A 19,272-nucleotide genomic window follows, 5' to 3' on the forward strand; every position below is an offset into this window, starting at 1 on the left:
CTATGTATGGACGCCTTATATGTCTCGGCAGATTTTCTTCGCCCATGCCAATGGATTTCCGTCAGGCACCTACGGCAAATTGTTTGATGCATTAGCCCCGGATTATAGCGTCGCCCGTTTATCCCAGCACGCCCACGACCCCCGGTTCCCGGTGGACAACAACTGGAACAATCTGGTCGATGAGTTGATTTATCACCTGCAAGATCAAGCCGAACCGGTGCTGGGTGTCGGTCATTCGCTGGGCGGCATTTTGCATTTGCACGCGGCGTTGCGCTGCCCGCACTTGTACAAAGGTGTGGTAATGCTCGACTCACCTGTTCTCACAACGGCCGATCAATGGATGATTCGCGCCGCCAAGCGTTTTGGCTTTATTGACCGTCTGACTCCTGCGGGGCGCACGTTGGGGCGGCGTGAAGAATTTGCTGATCGTACTGCAGCACGGCATTACTTCGCGAGCAAGAGCCTGTTTCGCAGTTTTGATCCTGATTGCTTTGAGGCGTACCTAGAACATGGCTTGCAACCCGTCGACAATCGGCTGCGGCTGAGGTTTGACCCAGCCACAGAAATTGATATTTATCGCGGCGTTCCCCACACCAGTCCCGGACGTATCGTTCAATTGCAGGTGCCTTTAACTATTGTGCGTGGGCGAGACAGTCGTGTGGTCATGCGCCATCATGCCCGTGCGGTGGGGCGCCTGCCGCACGGCGAGTCATTGAGTGTGCCGGGTGGACACATGTTTCCGCTGGAACAACCGCAAGAAACCGCTAGCCTGCTCAAACACATTTTTGCCCGCTGGGAGCTTCGTCAGCCCAGCCCTTGAAGAGCATTTTGAATGAGCCCTGTGGTTGAAGAAATCCGTCTGAGCCTGCCGCACATCGAACTGGCGGCACATATTTTTGGTCCAGAAGAGGGGCTTCCGGTCATTGCCCTACATGGTTGGTTGGATAACGCCAACAGCTTTGCACGGCTGGCGCCCAAGCTGTCAGGCTTGCGCATAGTGGCGCTGGACTTCGCCGGGCATGGCCATTCAGACCACCGCCCACGAGGTGCGGGCTATGCTTTGGCCGATTATGCTTTTGACGTATTGTGCGTCGCCGAGCAGTTGGGTTGGGAGCGATTCGCCTTGTTAGGGCATTCGCTCGGCGCGATTGTTTCGATGATAATCGCGGGCTCGTGCCCAGAGCGCGTGACCCAGTTGGCATTAATCGACGGGATTATCCTGCGCAGCGGCCCCGAAAATGACGCCGCGACCAACATGGGCAAAGCCCTTCAGGCGCAGTTGGCGCTCGCGCATAAACGCAAAACGGTGCACCCAACACTTGATCGGGCCATTCAAGCGCGCATGAAGGGGCTGGTGGCCGTTAGCCGAGAAGCGGCTGAGTTACTCGCACAGCGCGGGTTGATGCCTGTGCCGGGGGGCTACAGCTGGCGCAGTGACAGCCGTTTGACGTTGCCGTCGCCGCTGCGCCTGAGTGATACGCAGGCCATGTCTTTTGTGCGTCAGATAAGCTGCCCGACGACTCTGGTGGTCGCTGAAGAGGGCATGCTGGCCAGTCATCCGCAACTGCTGGATCGTCTACCCTTTACTTTGAAACGGCTAGCAGGAGGGCATCATTTGCACCTGAATGACGAGGCTGGGGCAGCCCTTGTTGCAGACTGTTTCAATCGCTTCTTCGCCGCTCCTTGACTTGCGCAGGTCAACTGTCGAGGCTTGGCAAGTTGAAATGGGAGACAACTATCATGGATCACTACACCGCTGCGCCGTCTAAAGGTTATCCGGTCTCAATCGTGAGACGCCGATGAACATACCCAATCGTTTTATCTGGGCGCTGGGCCTGAGTTGCATTAGCTCGTGGGCATGGGCTGCCGATGTACCGGGCAGTCACGACCTGCAGGGTATACCTCGACTGGCCGACGCGCAGATTGTGGATTACAGCGTAAAGCCTGATATCGAACGCATTTACCCAATGGGCAGACTCCGTAAAATCAGTGGCCGCCTACGTTTCGAAGAGCAAGTCACCAGCCGTGGGCAGACCATGGCCATCACTTACGAACTGCCTGCTGAGCATTCAGGTTTTGAAGCATTAACCGCCGCTCGTGAGGCGTTGCAAGCGCAAGGCGCCGAATTACTGTTCTGGTGCGAAGGTCGAGATTGCGGCGAAAGCAGCTTATGGGCCAATGAAGTATTTGGAAACTCTAAGCTGGTGGGTGCCGATGATCGACAATCCTACTTGCTAATGCGTCGAGCCGCGCCAGATCACAACCAGTTGATCACCTTTTACGGTATCAACCGCGGTGGCCGTAAAGCGTATCTGCACGTCGAGCAACTTCAGGCGAATACCGATTTGGGCCAACTGCTCCCCACCTCGGCAACCTTACAACGTCAATTGAAAAGCGCAGGTGAGTTGGCCTTCCCTAAATTGACGGGCGAGCCGGATGCGCAATGGGTCACCTTAATCGCCAGGGCTTTGAACCTTGATGCTGCATCCAGAGTCAATTTGACCGGCACTGACGCATCCGCTTGGCGAGACGCATTGATCAAAAGTGGTGTTGGGGCTGCTCGTATAGAGCTGGGCACTAAACCCGCCCAAGGTTTGCATCTCAAGCTGTTGCGCTAAACTTTTTTAAGCGACGGCTACACTTAAGGTCTGTTGATGTCCATTGCGACTGCAATGAAACGTCAACAGACCTTAAGTTGTCATCTCATTTTTATCTCTATCTTTTCTGCGGAATCTACATGCTCAATAACGATCGCCTGTTGGTGCAGATCCTGTTGGTGGCGCTGTTCGGCGCCAGCCTATGGGTGATGGCTCCTTTTTGGTCGGCTCTGTTTTGGGGCGCGGTACTGGCTTACGCCAGTTGGCCCCTGATGCGACTCCTAACACGCTGGCTCAACGGTCGCGAATCGTTGGCCGCGAGTATCCTGACCTTGGGTTGGATGCTACTGGTGGCCGGGCCGCTGGTATGGCTGGGGTTTAACCTGGCAGATCACATACGCGATGCCACCACGTTTGTTAAAGATGTGCAGCTTGAAGGCTTGCCTGAGGCCCCGAGTTGGCTGGCAGGGATCCCTCTGGTCGGCGAGCGATTGGTCGGCATGTGGGACACCATAGATCAGCAAGGCGCTGCCCTGATTGTGGCGGCCAAGCCTTATCTGGGGCAGGTGGGCAACTGGTTGTTGGCCCGCAGTGCGCAGATCGGTGGCGGCGTACTTGAGCTGTCCCTGAGCATTGTCTTTGTATTCTTTTTCTATCGAGACGGTCCACGTCTGGCGACGTTTGTGCACAGCCTACTGGAGCGGCTGATTGGTGAGCGTGCTGATTACTATCAAGAGTTGGTCGCGGGCACCGTGCAACGGGTGGTCAACGGTGTAATTGGCACTGCAGCTGCGCAAGCGTTGTTGGCGTTGATCGGTTTTCTGATTGCCGGTGTGCCGGGTGCGTTGGTACTAGGGCTGGCCACCTTTCTGCTCAGCTTGATCCCCATGGGGCCGCCCTTGGTCTGGATCCCGGCCACCGCGTGGTTGGTCTGGAAGGGCGAATACGGTATGGCGATTTTCCTAGGCATTTGGGGCACGCTGATTATCAGCGGGGTCGATAACGTACTAAAGCCGTACTTGATCAGTCGAGGGGGCAATTTGCCGTTAGTGATTGTGCTGCTTGGGGTGTTTGGTGGGTTGATCGCTTTCGGTTTTATTGGTCTGTTTATTGGGCCGACCTTGCTTGCGATTGCTTACAGCCTGCTGGTCGATTGGAGTACCGGCCAGCAGCACGGTAAAAAGCCTTAACCGAACTTGGGGCCGGAGCGGGTGTTCTTACCCTTGGCCAGTCGGTCGTACAACACCACATTGACCGTGGCTGCGAGGTTCATGCAGCCAGTGGTCGGTATGTAGATCACATCCTCACACCAGTCCAGCACCTCTTTATCCAGAGAGCCGTCCTCGGGGCCGAAGATATAGATCGCGCGGTCTGGGTGAGTGTATTCAGGCAGAGAGCGTGCGCCCTCGACCAGCTCAACGGCGACCGGAATACAGCCTAGCGGAATAATTTTTTTAAGATCGTCGATACCAATCAGTGGAATATCCTGATGGATCTTCTTGGTATCGGTAATGAAATCGCGGGCGCGCTCATAACGTTTGCCGGTATAAAACACCGACGCCACGTTATAGCAACCAGCCGCACGCATCACCGAGCCGACGTTTTCCGGTGATTTTGGGTTATACAAACCTATGCAGCTGTACCGTTTATCTGCCACGTGCCAGTGCCTTTCAGAAAAAAGACGCGAGTATACCAGCACAGGCACCACTCCTTCGTCGGAGCTGCCGCCGCTGTAATTTTTTGCAGTTACGTTCAAAAAATGACAGCGTGGGCGCTGTATCGTTGACTTATTCGTCTTTCTTCATCAGCCCTGCTAGCGCCGCAAACGGGTTATGGGTTGCTTTGGCGGCTTTTGGGCTGCTGAGTGAGCTGTCCGAAAAGTACTGTTGGTCGGTGTAGCGCGAGTGTTCGTTATCGTGACAATACAAACACAGTAACTCCCAGTTGGAGCCATCCTGTGGGTTGTTGTCGTGGTTATGATCGCGGTGGTGAACCGTCAGCTCGCTCAGGCGCTTGCCCGAGAACTCACGGGTACAGCGACCACACACATGGGGGTACATTTTTAGGGCTTTATCGCGATAGCCCATTTCACGGTCACGCTGGGCATCGGCCAGAATGCGGTCCAGCTTAGCAGTGTGGGAGGGTGGGTTCGCTGAACTCATGGGGTCACCTGTTTCGGATGCTGAAGTGGAGCTTTATCGAGTGTTGGCAAGTTTAGCGCTGAATGGCGGGCGTTTCCTGATTTTCTGCTGTGTCGCCCCGACAACGTTAAAAATCCCAACACCTGATATTTGCACCTTTCAAGGCCCCTTCTGGAATCGTTTAACGCTAAGTGTTTAAAGTCTTGTGTTAATGAGTGAGAGTCAAAACCAACGTACAAATTCTAGGTCGGCTAAACCAGCGGGAAGTCCTGGAACTCGCACGCTGATAACGCTTACTTTTATCAGGTCATATACTTTTATGTAATCTCCTATTTTTGCAACGCTCAGGGTGTTTTCTGTTTCATGTTCTGGATAAACGCCGTGCTGCTTAAGCGTTTTAAATCTGAGCAGCCCCAGTTGGCCCTCAGCCATTGTCACGGTTACACCACCGCCATTAACAACTCCGCTAACGGAGGCCATATATTCTTTGCCAACTTCAAGCATGATAAGTCTCTCAATCCATGAGGATAATTAAAAAGTGATAAACCACTTTAAATAATAAGTTTGAAGTTAAAAATATTAGGGGCTTAAGCCGATTCTGGCTATGTGTTATTTGTAGGGAGGTTCGGTTTTATAGGGAGATAAAGTGCTTTTTAAAAGCTAGGTATTGGCCTTGGCTGGGGCTGTTTTAACCCCACATAAACGAGCGCAAATATATTTCGTACAGAGCCTAGGTCAAGCAGCGTAGGTGCTACTTGATGAGGCGTTAGGCTCCCAGCGTTGTTGAGGCGGTGTCGGGCGAGTAAGGCAAAAACGTTTCATGAGCGTCTTACAGAAGGGGACAACAACAGCCGGTTGCGAGTAGCCTGATGGCCGATAAGCCGATCTGGCAACGGAGCAATTGATGAAACGCACTATTCTAACGGCCATTGCGTGGGGCGCGCTTTCGATAAGTGCGGTTCAAGCGGCTGAATTAACGACTATTCCCAGCGTTCCCGTGGCGTCGGCCCCCGGCTCGCCAGGCACTGCAACCCCCACACCTTACCCGCAGGTCACTCCGCGTGCGGCCCCTAACCCGGCCCCTGGCAACAGCAGTCTGGTGCCGCTGCCACCCATAGACTTGCCACAGCCTCCCCCCAAAGATCAGCCGCTACCGGGGCTTGAGCCCAAAGACTTGAAAGCTAAACACCCGGCGGAGTAACCGCCGGCTGATCGTTATGTGAAAACGTTGGGATCAGATTCCCAGCACCTTAAATACAAACGCGTATTCCAATGCCACGTCGCGCAGCCCCTGATAGCGCCCGCTCATGCCGCCATGCCCAGCCTCCAGCTCGGTCTTGAGCAATAGCCAATGGTCGTCAGTTTTGGTCGCGCGCAATTTGGCCACCCATTTGGCAGCTTCCCAATATTGCACGCGGCTGTCGTTGTAGCCCGCGATCACCAACATCGCCGGGTAGGTCTGTGCGGCTATATTTTCATAGGGTGCGTACGCCTTGATTCGCTCGTAGACGTCAGGCTCTTGTGGGTTGCCCCACTCATCGTATTCGGTCACGGTCAATGGCAAATCAGGGTCGAGCATGGTGTTTAGCACGTCGACAAACGGCACTTCGGCAATTGCCGCCTTGAACAACTCTGGACGCTGATTGAGCACTGCACCGATCAACAAGCCGCCCGCACTGCCACCGCTGATTACCAACTGCTCGCTGCTGGTGAACCCTTGGTTGACCAAATGCTCGGCGCAAGCAATAAAGTCGCTGAACGTGTTGTGTTTATGTTCCTGCTTGCCAGCGCGATACCACGCTTCGCCCAGCTCACCGCCGCCGCGCACATGAGCAATGGCAAACGCCACGCCGCGTTCAAGCAAGCTGAGACGCGCATGGGAAAACCAAGGGTCGAGGCTTTCGCCATAAGCGCCATAGCCATACAGATACAGTGGCGTCGGTTTGCCCAAAGCATCTCGTTTGACGACTAGGCTGATGGGCACCTGCGTTCCATCTGGTGCAGTGGCCCATAAACGTTGGCTAACATAGTCATCGGCGTTGAACGAGCCGAGTACCGGCGTTTCCTTGAGGACTTTTTGCTCGCCATCGGTGAGCGTCAATTGTCGAACCTGCGCAGGGCGATTCAGCGATTCGTAACGCAGACGAATGTGCGCACCCTGAAACTCAAGGCTGTCTTGCACATACAGGCTGTAGGCCGCGTCAGGTAACTGCACGCGATAAGACGGCAAACCGTTCGGACGAATCTCGATAATCGGCAAGCCGCCCTCACGCAGGCTCAGGCATAGCGCCTTGGCGTTCAGCGTCAAACCTTCAAGCATGACGTTGTCGTCATGGTCGATCAGGCGTTGCCACTCATTGCGTTGCGGAGCGTCACCGAGCGCGTAATACAGCGCAAAGTTGATACCGTCCTGATTGGTGCGAATAAACCACGCCCATTGCTCCTCGTGCAGGCCGTGATCGACGCTGTAATCGTGGCCTTCCACCCGCGGCGCTAGGCATTTAAAAACCTGTTGCGGCTGATCGGCGTTAAGCACCCAAGTTTCACTGGTGGTTTTGCTGTTGAGCAGCAGAATCAGTTGGCGCTCGGAGCTTGAGCGATAGCAATGCAAGAAAAAACGCCCATCGTCCTCATGAAACACTTCATCAGCGCCGGCCGCACCTAACGTATGACGAAACAGCTTATGCGGGCGATGAGTTTCGTCCAGCTCAGCGAAAAACAGCGTCTGGCTGTCATTGGCCCACGTCATGCTGCCATCGCAATCCTCAAAAGGCAGCTCAGTCACTGTGCCTGTGGTGAGCTCTTTTACAAACAGGCGATAGGTTTCCTCGCCACTGGTGTCTAGGCTGTAGGCCAAGCGCTGGTGGTCCGGGCTGATACTGAACGCGCCCAATGAGATAAAGCCTCCATCGGCCAGCGCGTTAGGGTCTAACAGCAACTGCTCGGTACCTTCGTCGACCGCTTGGTTGTCATCGGTCGAGCGTTGGCAGCGGTAATGGCGGGCGTATTCGTCACCTGCCTGGGTGCGCGTGTAGTACACATACGGCCCCCAAGGGGAGGGGAGCGATAAGTCAGTCTCGCGAATTCGCCCTTTGATCTCTTGAAACAGCGTCTCACGCAATGCGGCCTGATCGGCGAGTTGTGCTTCCTGATACTCGTTTTCCGCTATTAGGTAGTCCAAAACCTCTTTGCTGTCGCGATTTTGTAACCATGAATAGGGGTCTAAACCCTCGACCTTATGTGCGATTGGGGCGCTTTTTGCGTAGGCTGATTCGGTCATTGAGCGTTCTCAGAAATCTTGATGAATAGAAGTGACGCTGACAGCGGTGCAGCCGCACTCTCGAAAAGCCGTTATCATAGCGCTTCATTGCCTGCCGACCATGGATACCATGACCGAGAACGACTATCTGATCGCCTGGGGCTTATATGCCTTCGCCGCTTTAGGCTGCCTGCTCGTGTGGTGCCGCCTGACCCGCTTTATGTGGCGTTGGTTGCGTGAGCCATTACGTATCCTGATGGCGGTGCTGTTGTTCAGCCCGACCATAATTGACCCTGTCAAAGAAACATTTGCGCCAGCAGTAGCCGTCTCGGCTTTGGATCTTGCCTTCAAGGTGGGTGACAACCTGTTGCGTGCAGTATCTGACCTGTTGATGTACACCCTCTTAGCGTTTTGTTTATATGCGGTGTTTGTATTAGTCCGCTGGCCTATTGAGCGTGCCCGTAAAGCGCGTGTGGCGCAAAACGCGGCCGCTGAGCAAACCCGTAGCATTGACCCTGAAGACGATCAGCCTTTCGGCTCGGCGGGCGATGATCGCTACAGTCGCCCGTCAGCGCCGCGTCCAGCAGGCTCGACGCGGGTTGAGCCGCGGGTCTAATTTTTTCGTTGAGCTTGAATGCGAGAGTGCGAGCGTGTGTGAATTATTGGGCATGAGCGCCAATGTCCCGACCGATATTGTGTTCAGTTTTACCGGCTTGATGCAGCGAGGCGGGCGTACCGGGCCGCATCGTGATGGCTGGGGTATCGCCTTTTATGAAGGCCGCGGTCTGCGCTTGTTCCAAGATCCGGCCGCCAGTTGCGACTCAGAAGTTGCGTTGCTGGTGCAACGCTATCCCATCAAAAGTGAAGTGGTGATTGGCCATATTCGTCAGGCCAATGTCGGTAAAGTCTGCTTGTCCAACACCCATCCCTTTGTGCGTGAGCTATGGGGGCATAACTGGTGCTTCGCGCACAACGGCCAATTGGCTGATTTTTCACCTCGCGCAAGCTTTTACCGGCCGATTGGCGACACTGACAGCGAAGCGGCGTTCTGTGATTTGCTCAACCGCGTTCGCGAGGCGTTTCCTGAACCCGTTGAGGTTGAACAGCTTATTCCGGTGCTGACTCAGGCCTGCGCCGAATTTCGCAGCAAAGGCGTGTTTAATTGCATGCTCAGTAATGGCGATTGGCTGTTCTGTTACTGCTCTACCAAGCTGGTACACATTACCCGGCGTGCCCCGTTTGGTCCGGCCAGATTGAAAGATGTCGACGTTATCGTCGATTTTCAGTCAGAAACCACCCCCAATGACGTAGTAACAGTGATTGCCACCGAGCCACTCACTGAAAACGAAACCTGGTCTCGCTATGAGCCTGGCCACTGGAGCCTGTGGCGACGCGGTGAATGCGTCAGCCAAGGCAAAACCGATTAAGGAAAGGCATCTATGTGGTTGAGCTACCTGCGGTTGGTGCTGTTCACGTTGGGACTGCTCATTGGCGTGCAAGTGCCTGGGTTTATCAACGATTACGCTAACCGCGTGCAAGCTCATCTAATCGAAGCCCAGACCGGGTTGGCGGGTTTTCAAAACACCGCCAATCAGTTTTTTAAAGGTGACTTGAGCGCACTGGTGGCGCATTACCAAGCCAGTGACGACCCGGTGTTTCGCAGCGATGCCAACAGCCTTGGGGCTCTACTAAGCCGCCAGCGTCTGCTCGACGAACAGTACCAGGCCATGCAAGGGCCTTGGTACATCCGAGCCTTGCAAGTTGCTTACGCCGCTGACCCAGACATCCGACAAGAAACCCTCAACGCCTACACCTATCAAGTACTGCTATCGCCTACGGCGATTGGCTGGGCGATGGCAGGTGCATTGCTATTTTCTTTCATCATCGAAGGCTTCTTGCGGTTGGTAGATTGGGTTGTTCTGGGCGGTAAACGTCAGCGCGAGCGCATTGCCCGCCGCGAACGCCACAGCTAAGTCTCTACATAAGCTGCTATCAACTTTTCTTATCCCTAGATCCAGCTTTTATTAGTTGGACGAGTGAGCTGTTGCTGTCGAAAAATGCCGATACTTACTTTCTAAGCAGACCACAGGAGCATCATCGTGAGCCGGCTGTTATTGAACTGCGACATTGGAGAAAGTTTTGGCAGCTGGACGATGGGTCTGGATGCCGAAGTCATGCCATTTATTGATTGCGCAAATATCGCGTGCGGCTTTCATGCCGGTGATCCGGGGATCATGCGCAAGACCGTAAGCTTGGCGCTGTCGAACAACGTACAGATCGGCGCGCACCCGGCTTATCAAGACTTGGCCGGTTTTGGTCGGCGCTCCATGGCTTACTCGGCGCAAGAGCTGCAAGATCTGCTGCATTATCAGATCGGCGCTTTGGACGGAATGTGTCGCGCTCAAGGCACCCGTGTCAGCTACGTTAAACCCCACGGCGCGATGTACAACGACATGATGGCCAACCCCGCGCAACTGCGCGCCGTGGTGCAGGCGGTCGCTGCCTACGAGATCACGCTGCCCTTGATGCTGATGGCGACGCGTGACAATAGCGCCGCTCAAGCCATTGGCGATGAGTTTGGCGTAACGCTGTGGTTTGAAGCGTTCGCTGATCGTGCCTACGATAACGCGGGGCGGTTGGTTGCGCGTCAATTGCCTGGTGCCGTCCACCACGACGCCGAGGTCATCGTGCAGCAAGCGCTGACGATTGCCGCAGGTCAGCCTCTAACCGCCAGCGACGGTAGCGCCTTGCATCTACAAGCCAATACATTGTGCGTCCATGGCGACAACGCCAGCTCGATCGCAGCGGTGCAGCGCATCCGTGAAGCCTTTAATCGGCAGTCGTCCTTATGAACCCGCGTATCGAAGTGGTGGCCATCGACTGCCTGATGCTGCGTTTATTCGATGAAATTGCCGAAAGCAACATGCCGTGGATGCTGGCGGCCAGCGAGCGCTTGCGTGCTATTTTTGCCGACGACCTGATTGATTTAGTGCCGTCCTACACCACCTTGATGGTGCACTACGACGGGTTAGCGCTGACGCCGCCTCAAGCACGCGAGCGGATCGACCAAGCCTTGACCGATCTGCGCCCGGAAACACAGCGCCATGGTCAGCGTCATGTCGTGCCGGTGTGGTACGACCTCAGTGTCGGCCCGGAGCTCGCATTACTGGCGACGCGCATTGGCGCAGACGTGAAGGAGGTCATTCGTCGTCACAGCGAGCATGAATATCAAGTCTTTGCGCTGGGTTTTGCGCCAGGTTTTGCCTTTATGGGCCTGGTCGAAGAGGCCTTGGCCGCGCCACGTCTGAGCACCCCGCGCAAACGCGTGGCGGCTGGAAGTGTAGGGATTGCTGAGCGCCAAACGGCTGCGTATCCGGCTCAATCGCCGGGTGGCTGGAATCTCATTGGTCGTACCCCAAGTGCGCTGTTTGATCGTGACCGAGAAGGCTACAGCTTGATGCAGCCCGGCGACACGGTTCTGTTCGAGGCTGTTTCCCACGCAGAATTCATTCGATTAGGCGGTGACGACACACCTCAGGAGGCAGTTGTATGAGCCGTTTACTGATTAAAGCGAGTAACCCAATGTGCCTTTTGCAAGATGCCGGGCGTTTTGGTGTACGACATTTGGGCGTGACCCAAGGCGGAGCGGCGGATTGGTTGTCGATGACGTGGGCCAACTGGCTATTGGGCAACCCGGCAAGTACGGCGGTCATCGAAATTACCTTGGGAGGCTTGGCCGTGATCGCCCAAGACGATTGCACGCTGGCACTGGCGGGTGCTGACTTAGCGGCGAGCGTGGAGGGGCAGGCGCTGAAACCCTGGCATCATTTCCAGTTAAAAAAAGGTCAAACGCTGACTTTTAGTCATCCCTTAGCAGGCGCGCGCGCCTACTTAGCTGCCCCTGGTGGCTTTGTCGCCCCGCAGGTGTTGGGCAGTTGCGCCACCGTAGTGCGTGAGCAATTGGGTGGGCCTGATGGCTTTGGCCGCGCCTTGGCGGTTGGCGATGAACTGAGCTTCGCCACTGATTCGTCAGCAGTGCGTGAAATACCTTTACCTATGCAGCCTGTGTTTAAACCCAACCCTTCATTGGATGTCGTACTGGGTGCTCAGATCGGCGCGTTTAGCGGGCAAAGCACCTTCGATGCTTTCAACCAGCCATGGACCCTCGATAGCCGCGCAGACCGCATGGGTATTCGACTGCAAGGTCCGGCGCTGGTGTATCAAGGCGCGCCGATGATCTCGGAGGGGATCCCCTTAGGCGCGATTCAAGTACCGCCCGATGGTCAGCCAATCGTGCTGCTTAATGATCGGCAAACCATTGGCGGCTACCCGCGGCTTGGTGCGTTAAGCCCGTTGGCCTTGGCGCGTTTAGCGCAATGCCTGCCGGGAGAGACAGTGCACTTACGGCCCATCACACAAGATGCCGCGCAGCGTCAGCATCAAGCGTTTATGCAGTGTAATTTTGGTCGACCTGATCTTGTGCTTAGCTGACAGGATTCTGTAGGAGCGAGCTTGCTCGCGATCTTTTGATCTTTAAAAACAACAGATCGCAGCCTGCGGCAGCTCCTACAAAAAAGCCGCTTACTTCGCTAAAAATCGCATGGCTTCTTCCAGCCCGTCCAAGGTCAGCGGGTACATGCGGTCTTCAACCAAATCACGCACGATCCCGGTCGATGCCGTGTATTTCCATGTGTCTTTGGGGTACGGGTTAATCCAGATCAGTTTTTTGTATTTCTCCATAAACCGCTGCATCCACTTGTAACCTGGCTCTTCGTTCCAGTGTTCGACACTGCCGCCGGCATGCGTAATTTCATACGGTCCCATCGCGGCGTCGCCGATAAAAATCACTTTGTAGTCGGCGCCGTAGGTGTTCAACACATCCTGAGTGGCGATGCGTTCGACGTTGCGTCGCTGATTGTTTTTCCACATCGACTCGTAAATGAAGTTGTGGAAGTAGTAGTACTCCAAGTGCTTAAACTCGGTCTTGCAGGCCGAAAATAACTCCTCGCACGTCTTCACGTGAGAATCCATCGAGCCGCCAATATCAAACAGCAACAGCAGTTTAATGTTGTTGCGTCGTTCTGGCCGCATCTGAATATTTAACAAACCTGCATCGCGGGCGGTGTGGTCGATGGTGCCGTCAATATCCAGTTCATCGGCTGCCCCTTGGCGGGCGAATTTGCGCAGACGGCGCAGCGCAACCTTGATATTGCGTGTGCCCAACTCGACCTGATCGTCGAGGTTCTTATATTCGCGCTGCTCCCAAACTTTTGCGGCCTTGCCCTGGCGTAAACCGGCATCGCCAACCCGAATACCTTCGGGGTGATAGCCGCCCGAGCCGAATGGGCTGGTGCCGCCGGTGCCAATCCATTTGTTGCCACCGGCATGGCGTTCTTTCTGCTCTTGCAAGCGCTGTTTGAACGCCTCGATTAGTTTGTCCAGGCCGCCCAGCGATTGCAGTTGCGCGCGGTCTTCATCGCTCAGTGAGCGCTCAAATTCTTTACGCAACCAGTCTTCTGGAATCAGCGCCTCAAGGTGTTCATCGAGGTTTTGCAGGCCATTGAAATAGGCACCAAAGGCGCGATCAAATTTGTCGAAATGGCGCTCGTCCTTTACCAAAATCGTGCGCGCAAGGAAGTAAAACTCGTCCATGTCGGCGAAGGTCACGCGTTTTTTCAGCGCGTTGATCAAGTCCAGCAGCTCACGCACTGACACTGGCACCTTGGCTGCGCGCATTTCATTGAACAGATTCAGCAGCATGCTTATCGCCTTCTTAAAAAATCAGCGATTACCGCGACGGCTCATAAACGCCAGACGCTCCAGCAAGTGCACGTCTTGCTCGTTTTTAACCAGTGCACCCGCCAGTGGCGGGATCGCCTTAGTTGGATCGCGCTCACGCAATACTGCTTCGCCAATGTTGTCGGCCATCAGCAGTTTGAGCCAGTCCACCAGTTCGGAGGTCGAAGGTTTTTTCTTCAAGCCGGGCACTTTGCGCACGTCGAAAAAGACGTCCAGTGCCTCACTGACCAGCGTTTGTTTGATATTCGGAAAGTGCACATCGACGATCTTTTGCAGCGTCGTGCGATCCGGGAAGTTGATGTAGTGAAAGAAGCAGCGACGCAAAAACGCATCGGGCAGTTCTTTTTCGTTATTGGAGGTAATGATGATGATTGGCCGTACCTTGGCTTTAATCGTTTCATCAGTTTCGTAAACGTAGAACTCCATCTTGTCGAGTTCTTGCAACAGGTCGTTGGGGAACTCGATGTCTGCTTTGTCGATTTCGTCGATCAGCAGAATCACTCGCTCTTGGGCTTCAAAGGCTTCCCATAACTTGCCTTTTTTAAGGTAGTTGCGCACATCGTGCACTTTGTCTACGCCCAGTTGCGAGTCTCGCAGGCGGCTTACCGCGTCATATTCGTACAAGCCTTGATGAGCCTTAGTGGTGGACTTGATGTGCCAAGTAATCAGCTTGCAGCCAAACGATTCAGCCAATTGCTCTGCCAACATGGTTTTGCCGGTGCCGGGCTCGCCTTTGACCAACAGCGGGCGCTCCAAGGTGATCGCTGCGTTGACCGCCAGTTTCAGGTCGTCAGTAGCCACATAGGCGCGAGTGCCTTCAAACTTCATCTGCAATTCCTCAAACCATAATCCGAGCCTGCTAGGGCGGGGTGGTGGACAAAAACGTATGTCCGACTATAACGCGGCGTTCGCTTGAGGTGAACGCAGACGCGGTATTCAGTCTCTGAATGGGGCGTCACGCCATGACTGGACGCCAAGAGGTGTGAAGCCTACCCTTGGGGCCTTCCCAAAAGGTGCATAAGGACCTCGTCATGAGCCGCATTTTTGCAGATAACGCGCACTCCATCGGCAACACCCCTCTGATTCAGATCAACAGTATTGCGCCGCGTGGCGTGACTATTCTGGCCAAGATTGAAGGGCGTAACCCTGGTTATTCGGTGAAATGCCGGATTGGCGCCAACATGATCTGGGACGCAGAGAGCCGCGGTGTCCTCAAGCCTGGCATGACTATCATCGAACCCACCTCCGGCAATACCGGAATCGGCCTCGCTTTCGTTGCAGCGGCTCGCGGTTACAAATTGATGCTGACTATGCCGTCCTCCATGAGCCTAGAACGGCGTAAGGTGCTCAAGGCACTGGGCGCTGAACTGATACTGACAGAACCGGCCAAAGGCATGAAGGGCGCAATTGAAAAGGCGGCTGAAATTCAGGCCAGCGACCCTGAACAGTATTTTATGCCGCAACAATTTGATAACCCGGCCAACCCGGCCATTCATGAAAAAACCACCGGCCCAGAAATCTGGAATGACACCGATGGCAGCGTCGATGTGTTAGTCGCGGGCGTGGGCACTGGCGGAACTATTACCGGGGTATCGCGTTATATCAAACACACTCAGGGCAAGCCGATTCTGTCGGTGGCCGTTGAGCCCATTACCTCGCCCGTGATCACTCAGGCGCTGGCGGGAGAGGAGATCAAGCCTTCGCCGCATAAAATCCAAGGGATTGGTGCGGGTTTTGTGCCGAAAAATCTCGATTTGTCGATTGTCGACAAAGTTGAGCTGGTCAGCGATGACGAATCCAAGGCTATGGCGCTGCGCCTGATGCAAGAAGAGGGCATTATGAGCGGCATCTCATGCGGCGCGGCCATGGCTGCGGCGGCACGCTTGGCGGAAACCCCCGAGATGCAAGGCAAGACCATCGTGGTAATCCTGCCAGACTCTGGCGAACGCTACTTGTCGAGCTTCTTGTTCAGCGACATGTTCAACGAGCAAGAATTGCAGCAGTAACGCTAAACCCCTGTGGGAGCGGGCTTGTCCGCCCCACAGAGACGTACCAAACAGGCTAGTCTCTGACCCAAATCAAACGATTTACCGTCCTGTCTCTGCATAATTGATGGATGAATTAGTAGTACCTAAGACCTAATGTTGGAACACGCGGGTTTTGTCCTGCGTCGCGAGTGTTTATCATGGCCGGCTGCCACAGCAGGCTTTTGGTGCCGCACGGTATTTTCGAGGAGTTGTTGCATGACCTTATCCTTCGCCATCAAGGCAGGGCTCATACTGCTGTTTGTCGGCAGCATCCTGTACGTGCATTTGCGCGGCAAGGCGCGTTTGCCGGTGTTGCGTCAGTTCGTCAACCACTCCGCGTTCTTTGCGCCCTACAACGCCTTGATGTATTTGTTCTCAGGTGTACCGTCCAAGCCTTACTTGGACCGCAGCAAATTCCCTGAGTTGGATGTGCTTAAAGACAACTGGCAAGCCATTCGCGAAGAAGCGATGCACTTGTTCGATGAGGGCTACATTCGTGCCGCCGAAAAGAACAACGACGCAGGCTTTGGTTCGTTCTTCAAAAAAGGCTGGAAGCGTTTTTACCTAAAGTGGTACGACAAACCGCTGCCGTCGGCCGAATTGCTGTGCCCTAAAACCGTTGAATTGGTGAACAGCATTCCTAACGTCAAGGGGGCGATGTTTGCCCTGTTACCCGGTGGCAGCCACCTAAACCCGCACCGCGACCCGTTTGCGGGGTCGTTGCGTTATCACTTGGGCCTGTCGACACCGAACTCCGACGCCTGCCGTATCTTCGTCGATGGCGAAGAGTACGCATGGCGCGATGGACAAGACGTTATGTTCGACGAGACTTACGTGCACTGGGTTAAAAACGAAACCGACATCACCCGCGTGATCTTGTTTTGTGACGTTGAACGTCCGCTCACCAGCCGCCTCATGACCCGTATCAATCGCTGGGTCAGCGCGCAGCTGGGCAAAGCCACAGCCCCGCAAAACCTTGATGACGAGCGCGTCGGCGGGATCAACAAAGCTTACGCTTGGAGCAAAACCTTCAGCGACCGCTTTAGTGGCGTGGTTAAACAATGGAAGCGCCGTCATCCCAAGCTGTACCGCGTAGCGCGCCCTGTGCTGGCGGTTATTGTGCTGCTATTGCTGTGGCGCTGGTTATTCGGTTGAGTCAGCCTTGCTTGCGATCTTTTAGGCTCAAAAGATCGCAGCCTGCGGCAGCTCCTACGGGAGGGGGCGCTTTTGGAGCAGTCCAACCTGTAGTAGCGAGCTTGCTCGCGATCTTTTGATCTTTGGCAGATCGCGAGTAATCTAGCGTCGATCGGCGGCTCCTACACGGGCTTGCTATTCGGTTTCAGCACCAGCCATAACGCTGCGCCAATCAGTAATCCGCCGTACACATGCGCAATCGACAGCGGCTCATCCAAGAACAGGGCGCCCCACAAGATACCGAATGGCGGGGTCATAAAGGTCACGGTCATCGACTTGACTGGCCCAATGTTGGTCAGCAATCGAAAGAACAAAATGTAAGCAAAAGCTGTGCATACCAACCCGAGCCCCAGCAACGACAGCCATACGCGTGCTCCGCCCCAGTCGGCTGGCGGTTGATTGAGCAGGCTCAGCCCAAACAGCGGCAACAAAAATAAAGTGGCCCCCAACATGCTGCCCATGGCCGAAAGGCGCGGGTCAAGGCCGCCTTGTTGGTCCAGCCAGCGGCGTGCCAAGAAGCCTGCAAAGCCATAGCAGACCGTAGCCATCAAGCAGGCAAGGGCACCTATCAATAAGTCCATATCAAAGGCGACCGGCCCTGCACGGGTCAAAACACCTACGCCGAGTAATCCGAGAAAGACCCCAGCCAACTTGGTCAGCGTGAGTTGCTCACTGAAAAACAAGCCGCCAATTAAGACCCCCATCAGCGGCGTAGTCGCGTTAAAAATAGCCGAATACCCCGCGGGTAGCACTTGCGCAGCGACTGAATACAGCGTGGCGGGTAGCCCGGAGTTGATGACGCCGAGGATCAACACTACCTTGAACTTACCGCCGAAGTTCCAGTTAACGCGCATCAGCGCCAGCATCACCAGCAAGCCGGTAGCGGCAATCGAAACTCTAAAAAAAGCAGTAGGAACCGAGCCGAGTACGGGCGAGATAATTCGCATAAATAGAAAACTGGCGCCCCAAATGCCAGCCAGCGACAGCATGCGTACAAAGTCGGCGAGTCTCACGGATCTTCTCTTACAAGGATTAAGGCGGGCAGTGTAGGGGATGTAGGCCGCAAGGCAATAACGGAGCGCATCCGATGCGGCGCATTGGCATCCGCGACAAATCTACAAACTCCTCAAAGACCAGACGTTTGGAGCTATATTTTGAGTCGGAGCAAGGCCGGGTGAACAATTGATGTAGCTTCATAATCGTTCAGGATTAAGAGCTCAACTATAGCTTTTATAAAGTTTGAAAAATTCGTTAACAGCGTTAGTTTTTTTATCTTGATAGAAGTTATGAGTTGACGGATTTTTATTTTTTATGATCTTAAAAACTGTCAAATTTGACAGTTTATCTTCCTCTGACTTTGCGTGAATAATCTGCGCCTTGGCTTTTAGAGTGTGTGACGGAAAGTTCCGGCGCTTTAATTTTGTCGTGTCAATAGCTGGCGTTCTTGCAGGGCTCTATGGGTAGAAGACTTTTCCAATATCGTAACCATCAAGTGCATCGTCGAAATGCTGATATCGACAATTTCTGTGTATAGCTGGGGTCATCGTTATACCCACAAAGCGCGAGTGTATGAAAACGACAGCATTGACGAGAACCTGGAGTCTATCCGCCATGACTTAGGGAACGTGCAAAGCAAATGGGTGATGAAGAAGTTGGCTGATCTTGCAGCCTCGGCAGGTTTACCGGTGATGACTTTTCGCTTGGGCTACGCCACCTGTCACCGCCGCACAGGTGTGTGTGCCAACTATCAATGGTGGGGCCGCTTTATTCGCACGTGCCTTAAATACAACGCCGTCCCCGATTTGCAAAACCTTCTGGAAGGGCTGACTACCGTTGACTATATGGTCGAGGCAGTGGCTAGTATTTCGCGTATTCCAGAGGCCCTCGGGCAAAAATTCAATCTCATACAGAGCGAATCGACCAACCTAGATCTTCAGACCTTTTGTCAGCGAGTCGGTAGTTATTACGGGCGTCAATTTGAGTTGTTGCCGTACAAACAATGGGTTGACCGTTGGAGTCATGATACTCAGGCGTTTCTTTATCCTTTACGCGGCATGTTCGCCAACGATATGCATAACGGTGAGTCCGTACTGGAGCTTTATCAAAATACATACCGGTGGGATTGCAGTCGTGCGAAGTCTTTTTTAATGCGCGGTACGGTTCGCGAATCCGAGCGCACCGATGAGGTGCTGCATCGGTATCTACAGCACTTGAATATATAAAGCATCAAGGGTGATACCCGGGGCACGATAAGG

Annotated in this window: 21 protein-coding genes; 14 read left to right on the forward strand and 7 right to left on the reverse strand. The window is 54.4% G+C overall.

Going from position 1 to position 19,272, the window contains the following annotated elements; genetic code table 11:
* Positions 1-19 precede the first annotated feature (19 nt).
* The 4 genes from AQS70_RS19585 (at position 20) to AQS70_RS19600 (ending at position 3,787) form a co-directional block, all read left to right on the forward strand.
* Complete coding sequence (locus AQS70_RS19585; protein ID WP_055104399.1) at positions 20-820, forward strand: alpha/beta hydrolase; 801 nt, start codon at positions 20-22, stop codon at positions 818-820.
* A 12-nt stretch (positions 821-832) separates the two neighbouring features.
* Positions 833-1,687, forward strand: coding sequence for an alpha/beta hydrolase (locus AQS70_RS19590; protein WP_055104400.1), 855 nt, complete (start codon positions 833-835; stop codon positions 1,685-1,687).
* Positions 1,688-1,799: 112 nt separating this feature from the next.
* The gene (locus tag AQS70_RS19595) at positions 1,800-2,618 is read left to right on the forward strand and encodes a DUF4892 domain-containing protein (RefSeq protein WP_055104401.1); all 819 of its coding nucleotides are present in this window, start codon (positions 1,800-1,802) and stop codon (positions 2,616-2,618) included.
* A 119-nt stretch (positions 2,619-2,737) separates the two neighbouring features.
* The gene (locus AQS70_RS19600) at positions 2,738-3,787 is read left to right on the forward strand and encodes an AI-2E family transporter (protein WP_055104402.1); all 1,050 of its coding nucleotides are present in this window, start codon (positions 2,738-2,740) and stop codon (positions 3,785-3,787) included.
* Here the strand turns inward: AQS70_RS19600 and AQS70_RS19605 are convergent.
* From AQS70_RS19605 to AQS70_RS19615, 3 genes are all read right to left on the reverse strand, one after another.
* On the reverse strand, positions 3,784-4,254 hold the full coding sequence (locus AQS70_RS19605) for an RNA methyltransferase (RefSeq protein WP_055104439.1): 471 nt from the start codon (positions 4,252-4,254) through the stop codon (positions 3,784-3,786). The genes AQS70_RS19600 and AQS70_RS19605 overlap by 4 nt on opposite strands.
* Before the next feature lie 130 nt (positions 4,255-4,384).
* Positions 4,385-4,759, reverse strand: coding sequence for a YajD family HNH nuclease (locus tag AQS70_RS19610; protein WP_055104403.1), 375 nt, complete (start codon positions 4,757-4,759; stop codon positions 4,385-4,387).
* 201 nt (positions 4,760-4,960) lie between these two features.
* Positions 4,961-5,242: a hypothetical protein gene (locus AQS70_RS19615; protein ID WP_055104404.1), complete on the reverse strand. Its 282-nt coding sequence runs from the start codon at positions 5,240-5,242 to the stop codon at positions 4,961-4,963.
* 400 nt (positions 5,243-5,642) lie between these two features.
* On the opposite strand from AQS70_RS19615, the gene AQS70_RS19620 reads away from it, so the two are divergent.
* Complete coding sequence (locus tag AQS70_RS19620) at positions 5,643-5,939, forward strand: hypothetical protein (protein ID WP_055104405.1); 297 nt, start codon at positions 5,643-5,645, stop codon at positions 5,937-5,939.
* A gap of 33 nt (positions 5,940-5,972) precedes the next feature.
* Here AQS70_RS19620 and AQS70_RS19625 read toward each other — a convergent pair whose 3' ends face one another.
* Positions 5,973-8,018 (reverse strand): S9 family peptidase, encoded by a 2,046-nt coding sequence (locus AQS70_RS19625; RefSeq protein ID WP_055104406.1) that lies wholly within the window; start codon positions 8,016-8,018, stop codon positions 5,973-5,975.
* Between the two features lie 100 nt (positions 8,019-8,118).
* On the opposite strand from AQS70_RS19625, the gene AQS70_RS19630 reads away from it, so the two are divergent.
* The 6 genes from AQS70_RS19630 to AQS70_RS19655 all read left to right on the forward strand — a co-directional run bounded on the left by AQS70_RS19630 (position 8,119) and on the right by AQS70_RS19655 (position 12,488).
* Complete coding sequence (locus tag AQS70_RS19630) at positions 8,119-8,613, forward strand: hypothetical protein (protein WP_055104440.1); 495 nt, start codon at positions 8,119-8,121, stop codon at positions 8,611-8,613.
* A gap of 34 nt (positions 8,614-8,647) precedes the next feature.
* Positions 8,648-9,424 (forward strand): class II glutamine amidotransferase, encoded by a 777-nt coding sequence (locus AQS70_RS19635; protein ID WP_055104407.1) that lies wholly within the window; start codon positions 8,648-8,650, stop codon positions 9,422-9,424.
* A 12-nt stretch (positions 9,425-9,436) separates the two neighbouring features.
* Positions 9,437-9,970: a DUF2937 family protein gene (locus tag AQS70_RS19640; RefSeq protein WP_055104408.1), complete on the forward strand. Its 534-nt coding sequence runs from the start codon at positions 9,437-9,439 to the stop codon at positions 9,968-9,970.
* A gap of 126 nt (positions 9,971-10,096) precedes the next feature.
* Positions 10,097-10,849 (forward strand): 5-oxoprolinase subunit PxpA, encoded by a 753-nt coding sequence (locus AQS70_RS19645; RefSeq protein WP_055104409.1) that lies wholly within the window; start codon positions 10,097-10,099, stop codon positions 10,847-10,849.
* Complete coding sequence (pxpB, locus tag AQS70_RS19650) at positions 10,846-11,550, forward strand: 5-oxoprolinase subunit PxpB (protein ID WP_055104410.1); 705 nt, start codon at positions 10,846-10,848, stop codon at positions 11,548-11,550. Before AQS70_RS19645 ends, pxpB begins: the two co-directional genes overlap by 4 nt.
* Positions 11,547-12,488 (forward strand): 5-oxoprolinase subunit C family protein, encoded by a 942-nt coding sequence (locus AQS70_RS19655; protein ID WP_055104411.1) that lies wholly within the window; start codon positions 11,547-11,549, stop codon positions 12,486-12,488. Before pxpB ends, AQS70_RS19655 begins: the two co-directional genes overlap by 4 nt.
* Positions 12,489-12,578: 90 nt before the next feature.
* Here the strand turns inward: AQS70_RS19655 and AQS70_RS19660 are convergent, their stop codons facing one another.
* Both AQS70_RS19660 and AQS70_RS19665 read right to left on the reverse strand, forming a co-directional pair.
* Positions 12,579-13,757: a vWA domain-containing protein gene (locus AQS70_RS19660; RefSeq protein ID WP_055104412.1), complete on the reverse strand. Its 1,179-nt coding sequence runs from the start codon at positions 13,755-13,757 to the stop codon at positions 12,579-12,581.
* Positions 13,758-13,778: 21 nt separating this feature from the next.
* A complete protein-coding gene (locus AQS70_RS19665; protein ID WP_055104413.1) occupies positions 13,779-14,624 on the reverse strand; it encodes an AAA family ATPase in 846 nt (281 codons plus the stop codon).
* A gap of 203 nt (positions 14,625-14,827) precedes the next feature.
* Here AQS70_RS19665 and cysK point away from each other — a divergent pair, with 203 nt between their 5' ends.
* Positions 14,828-15,802 carry a cysteine synthase A gene (cysK, locus tag AQS70_RS19670; protein ID WP_055104414.1) on the forward strand — a complete coding sequence of 325 codons (975 nt, stop codon included), beginning with the start codon at positions 14,828-14,830 and terminating at the stop codon, positions 15,800-15,802.
* A 237-nt stretch (positions 15,803-16,039) separates the two neighbouring features.
* Entirely contained in the window at positions 16,040-16,978 is a 939-nt protein-coding gene (locus tag AQS70_RS19675; protein ID WP_055104415.1) for an aspartyl/asparaginyl beta-hydroxylase domain-containing protein, read from the forward strand.
* Positions 16,979-17,139: 161 nt separating this feature from the next.
* Here the strand turns inward: AQS70_RS19675 and AQS70_RS19680 are convergent, their stop codons facing one another.
* Positions 17,140-18,006 (reverse strand): DMT family transporter, encoded by an 867-nt coding sequence (locus AQS70_RS19680; protein ID WP_187331829.1) that lies wholly within the window; start codon positions 18,004-18,006, stop codon positions 17,140-17,142.
* Between the two features lie 516 nt (positions 18,007-18,522).
* On the opposite strand from AQS70_RS19680, the gene AQS70_RS19685 reads away from it, so the two are divergent.
* Positions 18,523-19,239, forward strand: a complete 717-nt coding sequence (locus AQS70_RS19685) for an SDR family oxidoreductase (RefSeq protein WP_055104417.1) — start codon at positions 18,523-18,525, stop codon at positions 19,237-19,239.
* The last annotated feature ends 33 nt before the right edge of the window (positions 19,240-19,272 follow it).

The organism is Pseudomonas endophytica (assembly GCF_001411475.1).
Taxonomy (GTDB): domain Bacteria; phylum Pseudomonadota; class Gammaproteobacteria; order Pseudomonadales; family Pseudomonadaceae; genus Aquipseudomonas; species Aquipseudomonas endophytica.